The organism is Brevibacterium marinum, from assembly GCF_011927955.1.
GTDB classification, from domain to species: Bacteria; Actinomycetota; Actinomycetes; order Actinomycetales; family Brevibacteriaceae; genus Brevibacterium; species Brevibacterium marinum.
In genome coordinates, this window is record NZ_JAATJN010000001.1 from 4056142 (window position 1) to 4078226 (window position 22085).

The window sequence follows — 22085 nt, forward strand, 5'->3', positions numbered from 1 at the left end:
CGTGGCTGAGTTCATCGTCGCCAACGGGCGCATCTTCACGAGCGATCCCTCGCAGCCGTGGGCCGAAGCCTTTGCGGTCAGGGATGGGAAGATCGGCGCGGTCGGCAGTCTCGAGGATGTGCGATCGTCAGCTGCCACCGCCGCCGAGGTGGTCGATCTCGACGGTCGGTTCGCCATGCCGGGCCTCGTCGACGTCCATGCCCACCTCGGGCTCGGCGGACGTCAGCTTGCGTTCGAACTGCAGGTTCTGCCCAGCGATGGCGTTTCCGGAATCGCGGCGAAGGTCCGCGAGTGGCTCTCCGAGTTGGAGGCCGGCCAGTGGGTGGTCGGCGGAATCGTCGGATCGACCGTGATGGACGATCTGACTCATCACGACCTGCGCACCCTCGACGAGGCGGCAGGCGGTCATCCCGTGCTTCTGCGCGATGACACGATGCACAACCGGTGGGTGAACTCTGCCGCGTTGGCGATCCTCGGCATCACGGAAGAGTCTGCCGATCCAGAGGGCGGGACGTATGTCCGCGACGCCGATGGGCGGCTCAACGGGGTTCTCACCGAGCTGGCGTGCGGTCCGGCAGAGGCAGCCGTCCTGGACGCGATCGAGGACGTGGCCGCCTACCACGCGAAGGCCATCGGCACCGCGGTGCAGACGCTGAACTCATTCGGCGTCACCGGCGTCCAGGAATCCGCGACGATGGACTATGCGCTGCGGACGCTGCACGATCTTGATTCGGCGGGCGATCTCACGGCGCATGTCGTGGCGTCGATGCCGGCTCAGCCGTTCCTCGAAGAGGGCATCACCGGTGAGGAACTGTACCTGGTCGGAGATGAGAACCACTCTGCTCATCTGCATCCGACCTTCGCCAAGTATGTGCTCGACGGTGTGCCGATGACTCGCACAGCGGCCTTGATCAATCCCTACCGGTGCCACCATCCCGACCGAGGATGATCCCAACTTCACCGGCGAGCCGCTGTGGGATCCGGACGAGCTCATCGCATCGCTGCGAGCACTGGCCGATCGAGGCCTCAACGCAAAGCTGCACGCCACAGGCGATGGCGCGGTGAGGATGATCCTCGACGCCGTGGAGGTGGTTCGGAGGGACCACGGTTGGGACACTCGATTCCACATCGCCCATGTCGAGTATGTCCATGATGACGATCTGGCTCGTTTCGCCCAGCTTCAGGTGGTCCCCGACGCCTCCCCGTATCTGTGGTTCCCCTCGGTGATGCAGGAGTCCATGGCCAAACAGGTCTCCGCTGAGACCTTCGAGCGCTCCTGGCCGCTGCGACGACTCATGGACTCCGGTGCGCTGGTCTCCTGCGGTTCGGACTGGCCGTGTGCAGCGCCGACGCCGGACCCCTGGACGGGCCTGGCCACGCTGATGACGCGGTCGAACCCCGATCCTGCGGTGACCGGTCAGCTCAATGCCGATGAGGCGCTGACGGTCGAGCAGGCTCTCGCGGCATTCACCCGCAATCCGGCTCAGGCCATGGGGTTGGGCGAGGTGACCGGCATGCTGCGCCCCGGAATGTCAGCCGACTTCATCGTGCTCGACAGGGACCCGTTCACCTCCTACCCGGCACAGCTGCATGAGACAGCGGTGCTGAGGACCTATTTCGCAGGAGATCTGGTCTACGCAGGGCGAGGGTGACCGACCTGAAGGCAGCCTGAGCCTCAGAGCTGACGGAAGAAGTCGTCCGTGGTCGCGTTGGGGTGCTTCGCCAGGGGTGTGACGTTGACGTTCATATAGGCGAACATCGGGAATCCCTGGAAGACCGAGTGGAGGAAGTCGAGGTCGTCGACCTCGTACATCGAGTAATTGGAGTACTCCCCGACCACGCGCCAGATGCCCTTCATGATTCCGCGTTCCTGAAGGTCGGCGGAGTAGGCCTTCTCCTTGACCTGGAAATCGGCTTTGGTCTCGTCCGACATCGACTCGGGGAATACGACGTCCATGCGTGCCAAGAACAGCATATGGTCCTCCTGCTCGGTTCAAGTGGGTGATTCGAGGGCCACTATAGACGCACACCGGGTGACGCAGGGCAATCGTCCACCAACTCGACGCCGAAATTGACCCTGCGCGCACGGGCCACGGCACGACTTGCCAGTGCGCGCAGAGTTCCCGTCCGGTCACTGTCACACGGTGATTCGGGTCATTAATCTGTCCCCATGAACGCCACCGATGACAGTGCAGTCGACCGAACAGGCTCGATCAGTGCGCACAGCGAGAATTTTCCCACCGACCTGCCAGACGACCATTTCGACTATCTGATCGTCGGCGCCGGATCCTCCGGATGTGTGATCGCGCGCAGACTCATCGACGCCGGTAAGAAGGTGTGCCTGATCGAAGCCGGTGGGGACGAGACGAACCCGAACATCGATCACCTCAACACCCTCGGCCTGATCTGGCATTCGGCGCAGGACTGGGACTACTACACGACCCCGCAGCCAGATGCGATGAACCGCAAGATCCACCTGCCCCGCGGCAAGGTCCTGGGCGGATCGAACGCCCTCAATGCCGTGATCTGGGTCCGCGGCGACGCCTGGGACTACGAGCAGTGGGTCGACTCCGGCTGCCCCGGCTGGTCCTGGGACGAGGTCCTGCCGGTGTACAAGGCCATCGAGAACTACGACGGCGAGACCACCGAAGCCCGCGGCACCGACGGCCCCATGGACGTGCGCATCGGCTACGAACGCAATCCGATCCAAGAGGACATGGTCACCGCCGGCGAGCAGACCGGGCTGACCTACAACCCCGACTACAACTCGGGCAGAGTCGAAGGCATCTCCCGGATCCAACTCAATGTCCGTGACGACAAACGCCTGAACACGTGGCGCGCCTACCTCAAGCCCCGCCTCGGCGATGGAAATCTCACGATCCTGACCTCGACACATGCTCGTCGACTGCTGCTCGAGGACAAGACGGTCACCGGCCTCGAGGTGGACTTCCGTGGACAGGTGGGGACGGTCTGCGCCGGCGAAGTCATCCTCACCACTGGTGCGCTGGCCTCCCCTGAGCTGCTCATGCGGTCGGGGATCGGCCCTGCCGCAGAGCTGCGCGACGTCGAGGTCGATCCCGTTCACGATCTGCCCGGGGTGGGCAAGAATCTGCAGGATCATTGGCTGTCCCCGGTCATCTTCACCACCGGGTCCCGGCCGGTGCCGATGGGTGAGGTCGCCCCCGCCGAGGTGCATCTGTTCTGGAAATCCGATCCCGACCTTCCGGTGCCCGACACCCAGCCCCTGTTCTTCTCCGTGCCGATGTATGCCCAGGATTCCGCACCGAACGTGCAGTCGGGACCCGAGTACGGCTTCACCCTCCAAGGCGGGCTCGTCCGACCGGCCAGCCGCGGCGAGGTGAGGCTGAGCGGACCGAATCCGCAGGATCCGGCTCTGGTCGATCCGAACGTGCTGTCAGAACAGGCCGACGTCGACGCGTTGGTGGCCTCGGTCAGACAGTGCAGGGAGATCGGACGCGCCGAGGCGCTGGCGCACTGGCAGCCGAGAGAGATCTTCCCCGGTCCCGAGATCAGCGATGACGAACTCGAGGACTACGTCCGCGGTTCGGTCGTGACCTACCACCACCAGGTCGGCACCTGCCGCATGGGACAGGACGAGACCGCGGTCGTCGACCCTTCGACGTTCGAGGTCCACGGGCTCGAGGGCCTGCGCATCGCCGATGCCTCGATCATGCCGCAGGTGCCCACGGGCAACACGAACGCCCCGACGATCATGATCGCCGAACGCGCGGCCGCCGTCCTCGTCGGCTCCTCGGTCGAGGGGATCACCGCTCCTGGGCGGTGAATTCGGCCTCGCCTGCCCTCCTCTCGAATCCGCTCGGATAGGATTGTCATTCGAGACCGTTGAGGAGGGCATGCGCGTGAGCAGCAATGAGGCGACCCCCGCTTCGAAGTCCGGCCGCGGAGTCCGCTCGCAGACTCTGGAGAGGGCCCTTGATGCTCTTCAGCTCCTTGCCGACGGTCGGCAGCGGACCAGCAAGGAACTCGCCGAAGAACTCGACCTGCACCGCTCCATCGTCTATCGGATCCTGCGCACCCTGGAGGACTATTCCCTCGTGGCCCGCAGCGCGGACGGACGGTTCCGGGTCGGGCTGGGCATGACGGCCCTGGCGAAGTCAGGAATCGGCGACCTCGAAATCGAGATCGTGGCAGTCCTGCAGGAACTGTCCAACGTCACCTCGGCGACGGCGATCTTCTGCGCACGACAGCGCAATGATGCTGTGGTCCTGTCATCGACCCGACCCCTACAGAGTCCCGCTTCCGTCGCCGTCCGCACCGGCAGCCGATTCCCCGTGGACACCAGCGCGCCCGGCCTGGCCCTCCTCTCCCTGCAGCCGCCGAGCGATGAGGACGTCGATGAAGTCGCCCTGGCCCGTCAGACCGGATACGTCCACACCAAAGGAACACCTTTCGTCGGACTCGAGGCAGTGGCCTCGTCCGTGCGGATGCTCGATGGCCAAGAAGCCAGCCTCTCGCTTCTGTTCCCCCTGGGCAATGGCGATGTGCCGCTCATGGTCAACGAGCTGCGCACCTACAGCGAACGGCTCACCTCACCCGCGGACGACTGGCAGCTCTGAGAACGGGCGGTCCAGACCCCGGGGCAGCGTTGCCACTATCCGTTTTGCGAAAAGTCCGGGTCTTCTTCCCTGACTCCATTGTGTGCCATGCACCACATTCGGTAGATTCAATGCTCACATAGAGAGCAGAAAAGCAGAACATGCTCGATATGAGAGCAAACACTTGAGCACAGTCGGACATCGACGTCTGCCCGAGAGGAACGAATGATGAAGAGCATCGGCATCATCGGCGCCGGAGTCGCCGGACTCCACCTGGGACTCCAGCTGCGACAGCACGGGATTGCCACGACCATCTACACCAACCGCACGCCGGAAGAGGTGGCCGACGGTCGGGTGATGAACAGCGTGGCCCATATGCATGTCACTCTCGAGCTGGAAGAGGACCTCGGCATCAACCACTGGACCGAGGACCAGTACTACTACACCCACCATTACCACTACAACGGCTGGGGCGATCAGCGTACCTACCAGGGCAGCTTCGCCGCACCCTCACGCACGCTCGACTACCGGATCTACCTCCCTCGACTGATGGAGGACTTCACCGACCGCGGCGGTGTGATCGAGTACCGCGATCTCGGGGTCGCCGACATCCAGAACCTCAGCGAGATCCACGATCTCGTCGTGGTGTCGACCGGCAAGGGCGAGATCGGAGCGATGTTCCCGAAGCGAGCCGACAAGTCCCCCTATGATCGCCCTCAGCGGAAGCTGGCGGTCGGATTCTGGAAGGGCGTCGAGCGCTGCGACCCCAACGGGGTCGCGGTGAGTGTGATCCCAGGCGTGGGCGAACTCCTCGCAATTCCGATGTGGTCCTTCTCCGGTGATGTGATGGCACTCCTGTTCGAAAGCGTGCCCGGCGGCCCACAGGAGGCCCTGACCGACCAGCGCTATGCCGATGATCCCGAGGCCTACCGGCGCCTCACCCTGAATATGCTCAGGGACTACCACCCGACGGTGTTCGACCGCGTCGATCACGACGAGTTCCGCCTCCAGTCCGACAAAGACATCCTCCAAGGCGCCTTCACACCGGTCATGCGCGAAGACTACGCCCGCCTGCCCAACGGCAGATTCCTCCTGGCCTTGGGAGACGTGCATCTGACCATGGACCCGGTCCAGGCACAGGGCGCGAACTCGACGGCTTACTCCGCCCGAGTCGTGGGAGACGCGATCGTCGAAGACGATGTGTTCGACGAACGCTTCATGAAGAAGGTGGCATCGCGGAGATCCGAGCGCCTCGAGGCCGCCAACGACTGGATCAACACGATCATCCACACTCCCACCCCTCCGCAGATCCCCGCACTCTTCAGCGCCATGGTCGACAACCAGGCTCTGGTGGACGAGTTCACGGAGAACTTCAACCACCCCATCCGCCAGATCGACCTTCTGGCCAGCGAGGAGCGAGTCGAAGCGGCCGTCAACCGAGCATCCGCCTGAACCTCGAGGTCACCACCTGACTCCCACGCTCTTCGAGCCGAACACAGGAGCCCATCATGCACAAACTGCTCGTGCTGTACCCCGAACCCACCGATCGGGCCGCGTTCATCGACTACTACACCAACTCCCACCTGCCCTTGGCCGAACAGCTGCCGGGCATCCTGACCTGGTCCTACTCGGTCGACGTGTCCGCAGACGATGAGGGCAATGCGCCCTACTTCGCGGTCTTCGAAGCAGAATTCCCCGACAAGGACGCATTTGCCACCGCAATGGCATCACAGATAGGGCGGGACGTCGCCGCAGACGTGAGCAACTACGCCACCGGCGGCGCCGTCATCATCGACTTCGCAATTTCCGGAGGAGAAGACTCATGAAGGATCTCAACGACGTCCAGCAGCAGTTCCGTCAGGCAATGGCCCATCTGCCCTCTGCCGTCAATATCGTGACCACAGAGGGCAAGCATGGAAAACTCGGCATCACGGTCAGCGCCGTCTGCTCGGTCACTGACTCACCGCCGACGGTGCTTGTCTGCGTGAACCAGGCAAGCGCCGCCCACGACGTCTTCACGAACAACGGCGTGGTGGCCATCAACGTCCTCGCCGGAGAACAGTGCGAGCTCGCACGTCATTTCTCCGGGGCGACCAAGGTGCCGATGGAAGACCGGTTCGCGTGGGACATCTGGGATGACGACACCACGGCTCCGACTCTCAGGGATGCACGAGTCGCTCTCGTCGGCAGCATCAAGAGCACAACGACCCAGGGAACCCACTCCGTGGTCTTCGTCGAGATCGACTCGATTCGAGTCAGAGACGAAGCAGAAGGGCTCGTCTACTACGGTCGCAGCTTCCACCGAGTCAGCGAGCTGACAGCGATCTGAGATGAAAGACAGCCCAGCCGATCGCAGCCCGGGCACCGACCTGAAACCGAGGTGGCTGCGCGGACAGTCGCCCGAAGAGGCTCGGGAAGTCGGCACCGAGCTCTACTATCCGCACCGCCTGCGGATTCGGGGAGTCGGTCGTCGATTCGAGATGCGGGCGACGGCGACCGAGGTCGGCCCCCTGTCGATCGGGACCCTGAAATACACAACCCCGGTCACGGTCGAGACCGGCCCCTACGAGGAGGCCTACCAGGTCAACATCGCCCTCAACGGCTCGTTCAGGACATCCGCGGGATCGCGCGCCATAGTGGCGAACCGACAGCAGGGCGCCGTCTACCGACCCGATGTCGACACGGCGTTCAGCGGCTGGGACGCGCCCTGCACGATGTTCACGGTCAAGATCGACCGACCCGAGTTCGAGCGCATCACCGAACACTATCTGGGAACGCAGCTGCACTCTCCGATCGACTTCACGCTGCCCCTGACGGTCGATACCGGTGACGGTGCCGCATGGATGCGATCCGTCCGTCTTCTGGCGAATCTGTCTCAATCGGGGGCTGCCGGACCGCTGCTCATCGATCACATGGTCGAAGAGGTGATCATCGGCCTGCTCTGGGCTACTGAGCACTCGCTCCATAGGCATCTGCAGGGTGCGTCTCCGGCGTCCGCATCGGCCCTGCGGCGAGGCGTCGAACTCATCCACGCGATTCCCGAAGAATCGCTGACACTGGACACTCTCGCCCAGTACGCCGGTGTCAGCGGTCGATCGCTTCAGATTTCCTTTCGCCGGGAGCTGGGCCTCTCCCCCATGCAGTACCTCAAATCCGTCCGCCTGGACAGAGTCGCTGCGGCGCTGCGGGAGTCGGAGGCCTGCGATTCCCCCGTCTCCGAGGTGGCCCAGCGCTTCGGCTTCAGCCACCTCGGCCGATTCGCCTCCGACTATGCCGGCCGCCATGGTGAGAAGCCGTCGGAGACCTGCAGACGGAGTTCGCACCGCTGAGTCGGGGAACCGTGGCTTGCTCCGTCGGCTCCTCGGTCGAAGGGATCACCGCTCCTGGGCGGTGAAGCTCGCCTCGTAGCCACTGCGCTGATTCTTCTTCGCGTCAAGCTGGTTCGGCACCAGCGCGGCGAAGATCCTGTCGCGGATCGGCGTCGGCAGGAGGCTGACGACCCTGACGCCCGGGCCGATGAAGCCGGGCACGGTGACCTCGAACCGTGGTCGTGCGGCAGCCTTGACAACGGCACGGGCCACCTCGGCGGGGGTGAGCAGCTTCGCGGCACCACTCGAGGTCCCGGCGGCCAGCGTGGTGTCGACGACGCCGGGCATGATCGCGGTGACGCGGACGCCGGACCCGCGCATCTCCGCACGGACGGCCTTGAGGTACCCGAGCACACCATGCTTCGTCGCGGCATAGGTCGCCTCCCCCGGTGTGGGCAGGATCGAACCGGCCGAGGCCACGGTGATGAGGTGCCCACTGCCACGGGCGACCATTGCCGGAGCCGCGGCCTTGATCCCGTTGATGACGCCGAGCAGGTTGACCTCGATCTGCGCCCGGGCCGCCGAGTCCGGTTCCTGCTCGAAGGGGCCGACCCACATCAGACCCGCATTGCCGACGACGATGTCGACGGGCCCGAGATCTCGGGCCACTGCGGTCAGGAACTCCTTTTGGCTCTCAGGGTCCGCGACGTCGAGCCTGTAGGCACGGACTCCCAGCCGGGAACCGGTGGCTTGGGCCTCGTCGAGGTGGATGTCGCCGATGGCCACCTGCGCCCCGGCGGCACTGAACCCGGCGGCGATCTCGGCGCCGATGCCCCGGGCTCCACCCGTGATCGCCACGACCTGCCCGGTCAAGCTGCGTGGCCGGCTCATACCGCCACCCGTCCTCTACGTGCCTCGCGCGGCCGCTGAGTGCGCATCTCGCGCTCCAGCTCCCGCAGATAGTGGTCGAAGTCGACCTGCATCGTATGTCGCGGCGAATCGTAGAACTGTCGCTTGTTCCGCTGGTCGTCGGAGTGCATCCGGCTCGTCATCTCCTCACGGTTCGGCAGCTCGTACTCGCCGGTCAGCACCTTGACGGCCATCCGGCTCTGCGCCTCCGCCAGCGGCATCACGGCGCCCACGGGCTGGAGCAGGCCGATGAAGAACAGACCCGGATGGTCGGGATGGACCATGCGCTTGAACAGCGGCAGGTCGTTGCCCTCGGCCGAGACCAGGTCGGGATCGAAGAACGGGAAGTTCACCCGATACCCCGTCGCCCAGACGATGAGATCGGCCGGGGCTTCGCTTCCATCGGTGAACACCACCCGATCTCCGTCGAGGCGCTCGATGCCCGGTCGCACCGTGATCGCACCCGCACCGAGGCGGTCCCTGATCGTGTCCGACTGCACCGGATGCGATTGGCCGGGTGCGTGTTCCGGGGTGGGCAGCCCGAATCGGCGCAGTCCCCCGGAGAGCAGCGCGGCCAGACGCAGCCGCAGGGCCGTGGCCCACCACGGCGCCCAGCCCGGCAGGGCGACCTGGTCGGCGGCGAAGCCGAACAGCGTCTTCTTCATCACCCACTGGCCGCGGCGGATGGAGAGATTGACCCGACGCGCGCGATGGGAGCCCTCGACCGCGATGTCCATCGCGGAGTTGCCGGCACCGACGACCACGACATCGCGGTCGGCCAACTGCTCGCCGCTGCGGTAGTCGTGCGCGTGGATCTGCTCCCCGTGGAAATGCCCCGGGTAGCCGGGGTCGGGCCAGCGGGCGTCCCAGTGGTGGCCATTGGCGACCATCACCGCCTCGTAATGGCGGGTCTGCGTCGCGCCCGCCTCGGGCTCGCCGTCGGCCCGGTCACCGGCGGAACCGGCAGCGGCCGTCGAACGGATGTCGACGTCCCAGCCGCCGTCGGCGCCTCGGCGAACATGGGTCACCTCGGTGTTGAAGGTGATCGTGTGGCCGAAGTCGAAATGGGCGACGTAGTCGCGGAAGTAGGCATGGACCTGATCATGGCTGGCGTAGTCGGGATAGTCGGCCGGCATCGGGAAGTCCGAGAAGGCCATGCGGGGACACGAGGTGTTGATCTGCAGGGTCTCGTAGCAGGCGCTGACCCCGTTGGGATTGTCGAAGAGCCAGTTGCCGCCGAACTCGCTGCCCTTCTCGAAGCAGTCGAAGGGAACGCCCGCCGTGTAGAGGGCCTTGGCCGCGGCGAGACCCGAGGCTCCGGCTCCGATGACGCACACGCGGGGCAAGGTGTCATCCGGTGGGATGGGCGCGGTCACCTTCGGAGCTCGATGTTTCTGTCTGACGTTGTAAGGCATGTCACAATACTGCCATTGAAAATCAGAATTTTCACTACACTGGAGGAATGAATGTGCAAGCCTCCGAGAACTTCCCCGGCACCTCCTCGGCGGGCATGTGGCGTGGAACCTCACGGGCCGACCGCGACGGGGCACGTCGTGAGCGCCTCCTCGAAGCCGCTCTCGAGCTGTACGGGACACTCGGATTTCGGGCGACCTCCATCCAGGCGCTGTGCCACGAATCCAGCGTGTCGAGCAGATCCTTCTACGAACTCTTCCCCGCTCGCAGGACGGGACACACTGCGGAGGGCGGGGCAGCACAGGAGTCGCTGTCGGCGCAGGAATCGCTGCTCGAACACCTCTACATCGTCCTCAACGCGGAGATCGGCGAGGCCATGGCCACGCTGACGATTCCGCCCTCGACGAGCCTGCGCGACGCGACCGTCCACGTCGTCTCCGCCGCACTCATGCCGATGCTGCGCGATGAGCGCAAGGCCCGCGTGCTCGAGGTCGAAGCCGTCGGCGTCAACGAGTCGCTCGAAGCCAGGCGGAGGGAGACGATGCGCATGCTCGCCGCGGCCGTCGATTCCGCGTTCGTGCGGCTGCAGTCCGCCTTCGACCTGCCCGACCGCGGTTTCTCGCCGAAGGCGAACGGTGGCGATCTCACCAGCATCATCGTCGTCGGCGGGATCACCGAAGCCCTGGTCCAACGCGTGCACACCCCCGTGCCGGAGCGCACGTCGACCACAGCCTTCCTCACTCACATCGCCGAGGTGGCCATGCGCGCCTATGGGGTGGCTCCCGACCGCGGTTCATGACACGATGGCTCTATGATCGGCCACCGGTTCCGGCGTCGATGAGGGGAGACAATGGCTGTTTCGCAATCGCGATCGAGACGGGTCACGGGAGCTGCCGTACTGGCCATCGTCCTGGCGCAGTGGTTCGGGACCTCGCTGTGGTTCAGCCCCAGCGGCGCCGTCGATGGACTCTCGGCCTGGCTCGGTGCGACACCCGCACAGTTCGGGTGGCTCATCGCCGCCACCCAGATCGGCTTCATCTGCGGAACGCTGCTGAGCGCGGCGACCGGGATCGCTGACCGCTTTCCGCCCGAGCGGATCTTCATCGTCTCGAGCCTCATCGGTGCCGGACTGAACTTCGTCTGGACCCTCGGCCCCTCGGACCTCGCGCTCGTCTGGATCTCTCGCTTCCTCGTCGGCATCAGCCTTGCGGGCATCTACCCGATGGGGATGAAGATGATCGTCAAACGGGCCCAGGCGAAGTCCGGGCAGGCCCTTGCCTGGCTCGTGGCGATGCTCACCCTGGGCACAGCGATGCCACAACTCCTGTCGGCGGTCGGTGCCTCCCTGCCCTGGCAGTCGATCATGTGGGGCTCGTCCGCCCTGGCCGTGCTCGGGTCCGTGCTCATCGCCATGATCTCCGGTCGAGGGGCGTCGATCTCGGGCAGCGGAGCGGCTCGGGCGAGCGCTGCGTCCGCGCCGTCGACGACCCCGAGGGCCGCTGGAGAACCGGCGCTGCGCAGACTGTTCCGAGACCGGATGTTCCGAGCTGCGGTCTTCGGGTACGCGGGCCACATGTGGGAGCTCTATGCCTTCTGGGCGGTGGTTCCCACACTCGTCATCGCTGCTGTGGACGAGAAGAGCGACTCCACCGGCCTGGCGACGACGAGTTTCCTCGTCATCGCCGCCGGGGTGGCCGGATGCGTGCTCGGCGGAATCATCGGCCGCCGGACCGGCGGTGCTGCGGTCGCCGCTGTGGCGCTCGCGGGCTCGGGACTGATGTGCCTGGTCTACCCGCTGCTGCCCGACGTGGGTCCGATCCTCGTCGCGGCCTTGGCGCTCTGGGGCTTTCTCGTCATCGCCGACTCCCCTCAGTTTTCGGACCTGGCCGCCCGTTATGCTCCCGCAGAGCTGACGGGAACAGGGCTGACGGTGATGAACTCCCTCGGCTTCGCCGTCAGCGTCATCAGCATCGTCGTCCTCCAGAGCCTCATCGTCGACTTCGGAGCCGTCGCCGTGTGGCTGCTCCTGCCCGGCCCCGTGCTCGGCCTGCTGGCGATGCGCCCGCTCATGCTCGGGCGAAGGGCGCCGAGGCTCGATCCAGGCGAGCGATCTCGTCCGCGGTGAGTGCGAGCCCCGGTGCGGCCATCAGAGCATCGAGCTGCTCGGGCACCCGCGCCGAGACGATCGGGGCGGTTGCGCCCTTGGCCAGCAGCCACGCCAGTGCCGCCGTTGCCGGTGCCGCATCGTGGGCCTCGGCCACCGCGACGAGTTCGTCGACGGCCTTGAGTCCCTCGGCGCTGAAATAGCCCTGGACCATACCTCCGCGGCTGGCCCCCTCGAGGTCGTCCTCGGTGCGGTACTTACCGGTGAGGAACCCCGCGGCGAGGCTGAAGTAGGTGAAGACGCCGAGGTTGTGCTCCTGAGCCAGCGGCCGCAGCTCCGCCTCGTATTCGCGACGTTTCACGAGGCTGTGCTGCGGCTGGATCGCCACGGGCGCGGCCAGATTCTCGTGCTCGGCGACGGCCAGCCATTCGGCGAGCCTGTCCTTCGAATAGTTGGACACGGCGACATACCTGGCCTTACCGGCACGCACGATCTCATCGAAAACCCGGGCAACCTCGGCGATGGGGGTCACCTCATCATCGCGGTGCGCATAGTAGAGGTCGACGTAATCGGTCTGGAGGCGCTCGAGGGAGGCGTCGATGGCGGTGCGGATGTAGGCGGGATCCTGCGTCTTGTGGTCGGGATGATCGCCGACCTTCGTGGCGATGACGACCTTGTCGCGGTTGTCACGGGCGGCGAGCCAGGAGCCGATGATGGTCTCCGACTCGCGGCCGGTGTTGCCGGGCACCCACGCCGGATAGGACTCGGCGGTGTCGAGGAAGTTGCCGCCGGCGGCGAGGAACGCGTCGAGTACGGCATGTGAGCCGGATTCGTCGGCGGTCCAGCCGAAGGTGTTCGTACCCAGGTTGATGGGGAAGATCGAGAGGTCGGTGCCGGGAATCTGTACCTGCTGCGTCATGATGCTCCTGTGTCGGCTCGGGGCGGACGGCGGGTCGCGGGTGGTCGTCCATCCGGTGCAACGACAGGCTCAGCGGCAAAAATTCCTCAGGTTGGGCGGTGTGCCAGGGGCCGCCTCGTCGAGGAGGTGGACTGCTGAGAAGCCGGACTACTTGAGGAGTCGGTCCATTCTGCGGTCGCTGAGCTTCTTCCCTCCGGTCTGGCAGCCAGGGCAGTACTGCAGTGATTTATCGGCGAAGGAGACCTCCGCGATGGTCGCTCCGCACACCGGGCACGTCTTTCCGGTGCGGCCGTGGACCCGCAACCGGCGCTTCTTCGCCGCCTTGACCTTCTCCGGAGGCAGCTCGACCAACGTCTCCCGGGCCCGACCGAGAACCTCACGCACCGTCTCGAGCAGTGCCGGTGCTTCGACGCCCGAGGCCGGGGCGAACGGGGAGAGCTTGGCAGCATGGAGGATCTCGTCCGAGTAGGCGTTGCCGATGCCGGCGATGAGTTCCTGGTCCTCCAGGACGGTCTTGATCCGAGAGGTCGAACCGGCCAGTGCCGAGGTGAACTCATCTGCCTCGATGGACAGGGCGTCGGGCCCGGCCTTGTCGATGGCGGGCACCTCGGCGCGGTCGGACACCAGCGAGACCGCGGCGTTCTTCTTCGTTCCCGCCTCACTCAGGTCGAAGCCGGCACCGGATGCCAGGTGGATGCGCAGGCCCAGCGGTCCCTTTCCCATCTTCACCGGGCCGGTGGGCACAACATCGTGCCAGACCAGCCAGCCGGCACGGGCGAAACGACACACCAGCTCGAGGCCGTCGAATTCGACGATGAGGGCCTTGCCGACGCGAGAGACCCCGCTGATCTCGAGTCCGCTGATCGCGTCCAGCGGGGGATCAGCGGTCTTGAGGATGCTCAGCTCCCCGATATCGGCGCGGGTGATGAAGTCGCCGACGACCTTCGCGCGCAGGAAGCTCACCAGTGCGTCGACCTCGGGCAGTTCCGGCATGGTCCCAGTATGCGCCCTGGTCGGGGCCGAGACCACCGCCCTTGTGAGTCCTGTGCGCGAGGGCTAACGTGGACAGATCACGCATGTGCGTGCAGCGCCATGTTCATCGACCACTGCAGAAGGAGGTTGACGATGGCAGAGAACGTCGCCCAGAAGCTCATCAACTCGCATCTGGAATCCGGGACGATGCAGCCCGGCAACGAACTCGGGGTCCGCATCGATCAGACCCTGACCCAGGATGCGACCGGAACCCTGGTCATGCTCGAGCTCGAAGCCCTGGGCCTCGACCGGATCCGCACGGACACCTCCGTGCAGTACGTCGATCACAACCTGCTGCAGACCGATGAGAAGAATCCTGAGGACCACATGTTCCTCCGCTCGGCCGCGCAGCGGTTCGGGCTCTGGTACTCGCCCGCCGGCAACGGGGTCTCCCACCCGGTGCACCAGTCGAGGTTCGGAAAGCCCGGTGCCACCCTCATCGGCTCCGACTCCCACACCTGCGCCGCCGGGGCACTCGGCATGCTGGCCATCGGCGTCGGCGGGCTGGAAGTGGCCATGGCGATGGCCGGTGATCCCCTCTACATCGCCGCTCCCGAGGTCATGGGTGTCGAACTCACGGGAGAGCTTCCGGACTGGGTCTCCGCCAAGGACGTGATCCTCGAGATGCTACGCCGCCACGGAGTCAAGGGCGGCGCCGGCAAGATCATCGAATACCACGGCGAAGGACTCAAGAACCTGACCGCCATGGACCGTCACGTCATCGCGAACATGGGCGCCGAGCTCGGAGCCACCGCAACCGTCTTCCCCGCCGATGACGCGGTCAGGGACTTCCTCGAAGCCAGCGACCGAGGAGAGGACTTCACCCGGATCACGGCGGACGAGGGCGCCGAATACGACCTCACCGACTCCATCGATCTCTCACAGCTCGAACCGCTCATCGCCGCACCGTCCTCACCGGGCAATGTCCGTCCGGTCCGAGAATGCACCGATGAGGAGGTCTTCCAGGTCGTCATCGGCTCCTCGGCGAACCCGGGTCTGCGAGACTTCGCCGTCGTCGCCCAGATCCTCGAAGGCAAGCGGACCGACGGGCAGGTCTCCCTCGACGTCAATCCGACTTCCCGGGAGATCCTCGCCGATCTCATCGCCGGCGGCTGGCTGACGTCGCTGGTGGGATCGGGTGCCCGCATCCACCAATCGGGCTGCATGGGCTGCATCGGCATGGGACAGGCACCGGCAGTGGGCCGCAACAGTCTGCGGACCATGCCGCGCAACTTCCCCGGACGTTCCGGCACCGACGAGGACGCCGTGTGGTTGTGCTCGCCCGAGACCGCAGCGGCCGCGGCCCTGACCGGGCGCATCACCGATCCGCGGGATCTCGACATGGACTATCCGCAGGTGAAGCTGCCGGAGAAGTTCTCCGCCAACCGGTCGATGCTGGTCCCGCCGCTGCCCGTCGAGGAAGCACGCGAAGTGGAACTGGTCAAGGGATCGAACATCTCCTCCCTGCCGGACTTCGAGCCGCTGCCCGACGACATCGACCTCGAGATCCTGCTCAAGGTCGGCGACAACGTCTCCACCGATGAGATCATGCCCGCCGGCTCCCGGGTCCTGCCCTACCGCAGCAACATTCCCAAGATCTCCGAATTCGTCTACATCCAGGTCGACGACACCTATGCCACACGCGCCGTCGAGCACGAGGGCGGTCATGCGATCGTCGGCGGTGAGAACTACGGTCAGGGGTCCTCCCGCGAACACGCCGTGATCGCCCCGCGCTACCTTGGCCTGCGCATCGTCGTCGCCAAATCCCTGGCACGCATCCACTGGCAGAACCTCGCGAACTTCGGCGTCCTCGCCCTCGAGTTCGCGGATCAGGAGGACTACGCAGCCCTCTCGCAGGGCGATGTCCTCCAGTTCCGCGGCCTGCGCGATGAGCTCGGCGCCGGTGAGACAATCACCGCCGAGGTGGGCGGCCGAACGTACGAATTCCGCCACACGCTCTCGCCCCGGCAGGTCGATATGGTCCTCGCGGGAGGTCGCATCGCCCAGCGGAGTCAGCACGAGGCCGGCCAGAAGGGCTGAGGCACTCAATCCGCGCACTCCCCCGCCCCGTTGCCCTGGGCGGTTTCCGAATGCCACTTTGAGAAAGTGAGCAACCCTTCGGGCGCTGAGCAACCTTTGCTGGGGTTGCCCAGCGCCCGAAGGGTTGCTGAGGGCTCACGGCGCGACGAGGAACCCACGCAGCAGGGCAGCGGTCCCGTCCAGGTGCTCGGCCATTGCTGTCCGGGCCGCCACGGGATCTCCGGCCAGGATCGCGTTGTGGATCCGCTGATGCTGATCGTGCGAGTGGACCAAGTTGGGTTCGATCATCGGAATCCGCTCAAGCAGCTTGTTCGCCCGGGTCCGGCTCTCCACCATGGAGCGCACCAGGCTCGCCGAACCCGTGACCTGAGCCCAAGTCAGATGCAGCTGGGAGTCCAGACGCCGGTAATCGGCCAGGCTCGACTGGCGGCTCGTATCCACGGCCGCTGCCAGCTGTGAGCGCTGAGCTGCGGTGAGGTCCTGCCCGGCGGCCACCTCGGCGACACCCATCTCAATCACTCGGCGCCACGTCAGTGTGTCCTCGACCTCCGCAGCGGAGAATCCAGCATCGTGCTCGAAACCTGCTTCGTGAGCGGCGCCGTGAACCTGTGCCACCTCCGGAGACCGGGAGACGAAAGTTCCACCACCACGACCCCGGCGGACGTTGACCCACCCAGCGGCCTGCAGTTCCGAGATCGCCTCACGCAGGGTTGCTCGGGACACCCTCAGCTGCTCGGCGAGTGCACGCTCAGGCGGGAAGCGCTGGCCGGGCGGGATGATCCCGAGCCGGATGATCTGGAGCAGACACTCGATCGTCTCTTCGAAGATGTTGGCCGAGCGAGCAGGCGCGATCACCCGCAACGCGGCTGCCTGGCCGGTGGGCACCGCCGCTTCGTCTCCCTGTGTCACTGCCGTACCCGTCTTCTCATGCGAGCAGCGCGTCCCTCGACGTCATGCCAGCGGCTTCTCATAGAGGCGTGGTGTAGGCATTGGTCAGCCCCCCATCGACGGTGAACGACTGCGCGGTAACGAAGGATGCGTCGTCGCTGGCCAGAAAGGCCACGGCCGCTGCCATCTCGTCAGCCTCGGCGAAGCGTCCCATCGGCACATGCACCAGACGCCTGGCCGCCATCTCCGGGTCTTTGGCGAATAGCTCCCGCAGCAGGTCGGTGTTCACCGGCCCCGGGCACAGCGCGTTGACTCGGATTCCCTGCTTCGCGAACTCAACGCCCAGCTCTCGCGACATCGCGAGCACCCCGCCCTTCGATGCGGTGTAGGAGACCTGCGAGGTCGCCGAACCCATCAGCGCCACGAACGAGGCCGAGTTGATGATCGAACCGCTCCCCTGCTTGCGCATGTGCTTCAACGCTGCCTGTGAGCAGAGGTACACCGAGGTCAGGTTGATGTCCTGGACCTTGCGCCACACGTCGAGGCCGGTCTCCGTGATCGAAGCATCGGCAGGAGGGGAGACTCCCGCATTGTTGAAGGCGACATCCACACTGCCGTAGGTGTCGAATGCCGTCTGGAAGAGGTTCTCCACCTGGTCCTGACCGGTGACGTCGGTCGACACGAAGAGGCCTCCGACCGCCTCGGCGGCGGCTGTTCCGGAGTCTTCGTCGGTGTCGGCGATGACGACGTTCGCCCCTTCGGAGGCAAGACGCTTCGCGGTTGCCAGACCGATTCCGCTGGCCCCTCCGGTGACGACGGCGGTCCGCCCCGGAAGACGCCGGCAGATGATCTGGTCCGAGGCCGTCGCTGCTGAGTCATTCATGTCATGTCCTTCGTTGAGAGATCTGCAATGTGAGTGTCTGGGAACAGTGGAGCACTGGCTTCTGCCTTAGGTGGACGTTTTGGACCGATCTCCGGGGCGAACATCGGTCCGAAACGACCAGCTAAGCGTGCCGCTCAGCCCTGCCGAGCAAGCCTCGGCTGCCGGTCAGTCCGTGGCGATGAAGAGGTTCTTCGTCTCCGTGAACGAATCCATCGCGTGCGGGCCGAGTTCGCGGCCGATGCCGGAGCGTTTGAACCCGCCGAAAGGGGTCGAATAGCGCACCGCCGAATGGGAGTTCAGCGACAGCGCCCCAGAGTCGACGCCACGGGCGACGCGCAGCCCCCGGCCGACGTCGCGGGTCCAGATCGAGCCCGACAGTCCATAGGGCGAATCGTTGGCCATCGTGATCGCCTCGCCTTCGTCGCGGAAGCGCTGCACGGTCACGACGGGCCCGAACACCTCGTCGGTGACGATGCGATCACGCGGTGACTTCGGGAGCACTACCGTCGGCGCCATCCAGTACCCTGCCCCCTCAGGGGCGCTGCCGGTGAACGCGATATCGACTCCGTCGAGGAATCCGGCCACACTCTCGTGGTGGCCTGCGGAGATGAGCGGGCCCATCTCCGCCTCCTCGAGGCTGGGGTCGGTGACGACGACACCGGCCACTGCGGGCTCGAGGAGTTCCATGAACCGGTCGAAGACCGAGTCGGCGACGAGGATGCGCGAACGCGCACAGCAGTCCTGGCCGGCGTTGTCGAAGACGCCGTAGGGCGCGGTGGCTGCGGCGAGTTCGAGGTCGGCGTCGTCGAAGACGACGTTGGCGGACTTGCCGCCGAGTTCCAGAGTCGTCCGTTTCATCGTCTTGGCCGCATCGGCCATGATCGCCTCACCCACAGCGCTCGATCCGGTGAAGACGATCTTTGCGACCCGGGGATCGTCGGTGAACGTCTGCCCGACGACGGAGCCCTTGCCGGGAATGATCTGGAAGACACCGTCGGGAATACCCGCTTCAAGAGCCAGCTCGCCGAGGCGGATCGCCGTCAACGGGGTCAGCTCGGCGGGTTTGAGGACCACGGTGTTGCCCGCGGCGAGCGCGGGCACGAACCCCCATCCGGCGATGGGCATCGGAAAGTTCCACGGCACGATGATCCCGACGACCCCGAGCGGTTCGTTGAACGTGACGTTGACTCCCCCGGCCACGGGGATCTGATCGCCGAGGTGGCGCTCGACTCCGCCCGCGAAGTAGTTGAGGACGTCGCGGACGTTTCCGGCCTCGCCCCGGGCGTTGCCGATCGTGTGCCCGGCCTCGGCGACCTCGAGTGCGGCGAGATTGTCGATGTCCTCGTCGACCGCCCGTGCGAAGGCACGCAGGAGTTCGGCCCGCTCGGCCGGTGCCGTGGCCCTCCACCGGCTGAAGGCGTCGGCGGATCGCCCGATCGCATCTTTCGTAGCCTCGGAGCTGCGAGCATCGACCGAGGTGATGAGTGCCTCGGTCGCAGGATTGATCACTTCGGTCATCGGCGGGCCTCCGCTTCCGTTTCGGGTGTCGGGGAGTTCAGGAGTGTCGTCTTCGGTGGCCTCCGGCGCTGGGCCGCGGCCTCAACGAGGCCGGTGAACAGCCGCAGATCGTCCAGCGTCTCCTCCGGGTGCCACTGCACCGCGAGCATCGAACCGTCCGGGGTCTCGAACGCCTCGACACAGCCATCGTCGGAGCGTGCGCTCACAATCAGGCCCTCGCCGAGGACGTCGATGGCCTGATGATGGTGGCACTCGACCGTGGCTTCGGCTCCGATCAGACCGGATACGGTGGTCTCAGGAACGGTCGACACGGCCACCTCGGCGAATTCATCCTTCTTCTCCGCCTCGTGGGCACCGTAGCCGTCGAGGTCGGGCAGATGCTGGTGGAGCGTTCCGCCGTGGACGGTGTTGACGACCTGGGCGCCGCGGCAGATCGCGAATATCGGCACATTCGCGGTGCGGGCGTGATGGTACAAGGTGGTCTCGAAAGAGTCGCGACGCGTGTTGGGAACCTGGGTCCGCGGGTGAGCCTGTGCATCGTAGAGCGCTGGGTCGACATCATCGCCGCCGGTGAGGATGATGCCGTCGAGTTCAGCCACCTCGGACAGGTTCCAGGGGTCCTCCGGGGGCAGGAGGACGGTGCGACCGCCGGCCCGGGTCACGGCGGTGACGTAAACGCTGGGCAGGAAGGCAGCGTCTCGGTCCCAGACTCCGAATTGGCCGCGACCGTAGTAGGTGGGCAGCCCGATGAGCGGGCGGCGGGTCGTTGGGCCAGGGGCTGCTCGTTCGAGGGAAGGCTCAGAGTCGCTCGAAACCACGCCGGACCTCCCAATCGGTGACTGCGGCATCGAAGGCCGCCATCTCCACACGGCCTGCGTGTGTGTAGTGATCGACGACCTCGTCGCCGAAGGCTCGGCGCGCGACGTCCGAAGTTTCAAAGGCGGCAACGGCATCGTGGAGACGGCGTGGGATTGTCGGCGCATGCTGTGTGTAAGCGTTGCCTGCGAGCGCCTCCGGCAGTTCGAGTTCGTTCTCGATTCCGTGGATACCGGAGGCGATGAGAGCGGCGGTCGCAAGATACGGGTTGGCGTCGGCTCCGGGAACGCGCTGTTCGAATCGCAGCCCGGGCCCGTGGCCGACGATGCGCACGGCACACGTCCGGTTGTCCCAGCCCCAGCCGACTGTCGTGGGAGCGAAGGAGCCGTCGGCAAAGCGTTTATAGGAGTTGATGTTCGGAGCGTAGAGGTAGGTGAAGTCGTGCTGGGTGGCGACGACCCCGGCGACGAAGCGCTTCATCGTCTCCGACATCTCGGTGCCGTGACCGGTGGGAAACACCGGCGTACCCGCGGCGTCGCTGATGCTCATGTGGATGTGGCAGGAGCTGCCTTCGCGGTCGTTGGGTTTGGCCATGAAGGTCACCGACTTACCCTCCTGGTCCGCGATCTCCTTCGCGCCGAGCTTGTAGACGACGTGGTTGTCGCAGGTGGCGAGCATGTCCGTGTAGCGGAAGCCGACCTCGAGTTGACCGAGATTGCATTCGCCCTTCGCGCTTTCGGTGTAGAGGCCGGCGGCGTCCATCTCGTTACGCAGACGTCGCAGATAGCCCTCGACCTGCCCGGTGCCGAAGAGAGAGTAGTCGATATTGTATGTGCTGGCGGCTTCCAGATTGCGGTAGTCGCCTGCCATCGCTTCGCGGTAGCCGGTGTTGTAGAGGACGAATTCGAGTTCTGTGGCACCGATCGAGGAATATCCCAGTTCGTCGAGTCTTTCGAGCTGAGCCTTGAGAACCTGTCGCGGGGAGACGGTCAGTGGTGATCCGTCGAGGAAAGCGAGATCGCATTGGACCATCACCGTCGCGGGATGCCAAGGAATGCGACGCAGGGTCGAATAGTCGGGGACGAACATGAGGTCGCCGTAGCCATGTTCCCAGGAAGTGAGCTCGTAGCCGTCGACGGTATTCATCTCGACGTCGGCGGCCATGAGGTAGTTGCAGCCCTCGGTGCCGCTGTCTTTGACCTCATCGAGGAAGAAGCGGCCCGTGATCCGTTTGCCCTGGAGCCTGCCCTGCATGTCCGTCGCGGCGACGAGTACGGTGTCGACACGACCGGCGGCGATCTCTGCCTGCAGCTGTTCCAGGGTCAGGTCTGACGAAGTCACGCTCATGGTTCCTCTTCTCGGTAGCCCACTCGGGCGATGCGTTCGCATCGTTGCGACGGCCTGCATCCCTGCGGTGGTCACACATCGCTGTGCTGGCGGCTTGCGGCGGTTCAGGAATACTCTCATATTTAAGGTATGTCACCGAACCAATCACGCGCAATAGTTGGCGCAAAATCAGTGACGATACCGCTTTGAGGTCTGTGAAAATACGTATTGACAAACCATTTACGCGGTGAGAAGCTCAACAACAGAACAGAGCTGTGAACGACATTACGCACAATTTTCGTGCCTTCCGCACGCGTTCATGCACGCTTCGGTCTCGGTGTCTGCGCCCGAC

At 65.4% G+C, this 22085-nt stretch carries 21 protein-coding genes; 11 read left to right on the forward strand and 10 right to left on the reverse strand.

All coding sequences use genetic code 11. The annotated features are described in order from the left end of the window. Nucleotide 1: 1 nt before the first annotated feature. Entirely contained in the window at nucleotides 2-949 is a 948-nt protein-coding gene (locus BKA07_RS19620; protein ID WP_209044027.1) for an amidohydrolase family protein, read from the forward strand. Next, entirely contained in the window at nucleotides 933-1652 is a 720-nt protein-coding gene (locus tag BKA07_RS19625) for an amidohydrolase family protein (protein ID WP_425339359.1), read from the forward strand. The genes BKA07_RS19620 and BKA07_RS19625 overlap by 17 nt, the downstream gene beginning before the upstream one ends. 23 nt (nucleotides 1653-1675) lie before the next feature. Here BKA07_RS19625 and BKA07_RS18245 read toward each other — a convergent pair whose 3' ends face one another. Further along, entirely contained in the window at nucleotides 1676-1975 is a 300-nt protein-coding gene (locus tag BKA07_RS18245; RefSeq protein ID WP_167952485.1) for a muconolactone Delta-isomerase family protein, read from the reverse strand. Between the two features lie 195 nt (nucleotides 1976-2170). On the opposite strand from BKA07_RS18245, the gene BKA07_RS18250 reads away from it, so the two are divergent. From BKA07_RS18250 to BKA07_RS18275, 6 genes are all read left to right on the forward strand, one after another. Further along, nucleotides 2171-3805 (forward strand): GMC family oxidoreductase, encoded by a 1635-nt coding sequence (locus tag BKA07_RS18250; protein WP_167952487.1) that lies wholly within the window; start codon nucleotides 2171-2173, stop codon nucleotides 3803-3805. 76 nt (nucleotides 3806-3881) lie between these two features. Beyond that, nucleotides 3882-4598 (forward strand): helix-turn-helix domain-containing protein, encoded by a 717-nt coding sequence (locus BKA07_RS18255; RefSeq protein WP_167952489.1) that lies wholly within the window; start codon nucleotides 3882-3884, stop codon nucleotides 4596-4598. Nucleotides 4599-4802: 204 nt separating this feature from the next. Continuing rightward, entirely contained in the window at nucleotides 4803-6029 is a 1227-nt protein-coding gene (locus BKA07_RS18260) for a styrene monooxygenase/indole monooxygenase family protein (RefSeq protein ID WP_209044028.1), read from the forward strand. A gap of 56 nt (nucleotides 6030-6085) precedes the next feature. After that, a complete protein-coding gene (locus BKA07_RS18265) occupies nucleotides 6086-6403 on the forward strand; it encodes an EthD family reductase (RefSeq protein WP_167952491.1) in 318 nt (105 codons plus the stop codon). After that, nucleotides 6400-6906, forward strand: coding sequence for a flavin reductase (locus BKA07_RS18270; protein ID WP_167952493.1), 507 nt, complete (start codon nucleotides 6400-6402; stop codon nucleotides 6904-6906). The genes BKA07_RS18265 and BKA07_RS18270 overlap by 4 nt, the downstream gene beginning before the upstream one ends. A gap of 1 nt (nucleotide 6907) precedes the next feature. After that, nucleotides 6908-7906: an AraC family transcriptional regulator gene (locus BKA07_RS18275; RefSeq protein WP_167952495.1), complete on the forward strand. Its 999-nt coding sequence runs from the start codon at nucleotides 6908-6910 to the stop codon at nucleotides 7904-7906. A gap of 45 nt (nucleotides 7907-7951) precedes the next feature. On the opposite strand, the gene BKA07_RS18280 is transcribed toward BKA07_RS18275, so the two are convergent. Together BKA07_RS18280 and BKA07_RS18285 are read right to left on the reverse strand one after the other, a co-directional pair. Further along, complete coding sequence (locus BKA07_RS18280) at nucleotides 7952-8776, reverse strand: SDR family oxidoreductase (RefSeq protein ID WP_167952497.1); 825 nt, start codon at nucleotides 8774-8776, stop codon at nucleotides 7952-7954. Continuing rightward, nucleotides 8773-10209, reverse strand: a complete 1437-nt coding sequence (locus tag BKA07_RS18285) for a flavin-containing monooxygenase (protein ID WP_167952499.1) — start codon at nucleotides 10207-10209, stop codon at nucleotides 8773-8775. Before BKA07_RS18285 ends, BKA07_RS18280 begins: the two co-directional genes overlap by 4 nt. A gap of 47 nt (nucleotides 10210-10256) precedes the next feature. On the opposite strand from BKA07_RS18285, the gene BKA07_RS18290 reads away from it, so the two are divergent. Both BKA07_RS18290 and BKA07_RS18295 read left to right on the forward strand, forming a co-directional pair. Next, nucleotides 10257-11006 (forward strand): TetR/AcrR family transcriptional regulator, encoded by a 750-nt coding sequence (locus BKA07_RS18290; protein ID WP_167952501.1) that lies wholly within the window; start codon nucleotides 10257-10259, stop codon nucleotides 11004-11006. A gap of 51 nt (nucleotides 11007-11057) precedes the next feature. Beyond that, nucleotides 11058-12332, forward strand: a complete 1275-nt coding sequence (locus tag BKA07_RS18295) for an MFS transporter (protein WP_167952503.1) — start codon at nucleotides 11058-11060, stop codon at nucleotides 12330-12332. On the opposite strand, the gene BKA07_RS18300 is transcribed toward BKA07_RS18295, so the two are convergent. Both BKA07_RS18300 and BKA07_RS18305 read right to left on the reverse strand, forming a co-directional pair. Next, nucleotides 12274-13230: an aldo/keto reductase gene (locus BKA07_RS18300; RefSeq protein WP_167952505.1), complete on the reverse strand. Its 957-nt coding sequence runs from the start codon at nucleotides 13228-13230 to the stop codon at nucleotides 12274-12276. The two genes, BKA07_RS18295 and BKA07_RS18300, sit on opposite strands and share 59 nt — an antisense overlap. Nucleotides 13231-13377: 147 nt before the next feature. Next, a complete protein-coding gene (locus BKA07_RS18305) occupies nucleotides 13378-14223 on the reverse strand; it encodes a DNA-formamidopyrimidine glycosylase family protein (RefSeq protein WP_167952507.1) in 846 nt (281 codons plus the stop codon). A 132-nt stretch (nucleotides 14224-14355) separates the two neighbouring features. On the opposite strand from BKA07_RS18305, the gene BKA07_RS18310 reads away from it, so the two are divergent. Continuing rightward, complete coding sequence (locus BKA07_RS18310; protein ID WP_167952509.1) at nucleotides 14356-16302, forward strand: aconitate hydratase; 1947 nt, start codon at nucleotides 14356-14358, stop codon at nucleotides 16300-16302. A 135-nt stretch (nucleotides 16303-16437) separates the two neighbouring features. On the opposite strand, the gene BKA07_RS18315 is transcribed toward BKA07_RS18310, so the two are convergent. From BKA07_RS18315 to BKA07_RS18335, 5 genes are all read right to left on the reverse strand, one after another. Next, complete coding sequence (locus tag BKA07_RS18315; RefSeq protein WP_342449121.1) at nucleotides 16438-17211, reverse strand: FadR/GntR family transcriptional regulator; 774 nt, start codon at nucleotides 17209-17211, stop codon at nucleotides 16438-16440. A 58-nt stretch (nucleotides 17212-17269) separates the two neighbouring features. Beyond that, on the reverse strand, nucleotides 17270-18073 hold the full coding sequence (locus BKA07_RS18320) for a 3-oxoacyl-ACP reductase (protein WP_167952511.1): 804 nt from the start codon (nucleotides 18071-18073) through the stop codon (nucleotides 17270-17272). Nucleotides 18074-18238: 165 nt separating this feature from the next. After that, nucleotides 18239-19591 carry an aldehyde dehydrogenase family protein gene (locus BKA07_RS18325; RefSeq protein WP_167952513.1) on the reverse strand — a complete coding sequence of 451 codons (1353 nt, stop codon included), beginning with the start codon at nucleotides 19589-19591 and terminating at the stop codon, nucleotides 18239-18241. Further along, on the reverse strand, nucleotides 19588-20409 hold the full coding sequence (locus BKA07_RS18330; RefSeq protein ID WP_342449122.1) for a gamma-glutamyl-gamma-aminobutyrate hydrolase family protein: 822 nt from the start codon (nucleotides 20407-20409) through the stop codon (nucleotides 19588-19590). The genes BKA07_RS18325 and BKA07_RS18330 overlap by 4 nt, the downstream gene beginning before the upstream one ends. Then, nucleotides 20390-21754, reverse strand: a complete 1365-nt coding sequence (locus BKA07_RS18335; RefSeq protein WP_167952517.1) for a glutamine synthetase family protein — start codon at nucleotides 21752-21754, stop codon at nucleotides 20390-20392. The genes BKA07_RS18330 and BKA07_RS18335 overlap by 20 nt, the downstream gene beginning before the upstream one ends. Between the last annotated feature and the right edge of the window lie 331 nt (nucleotides 21755-22085).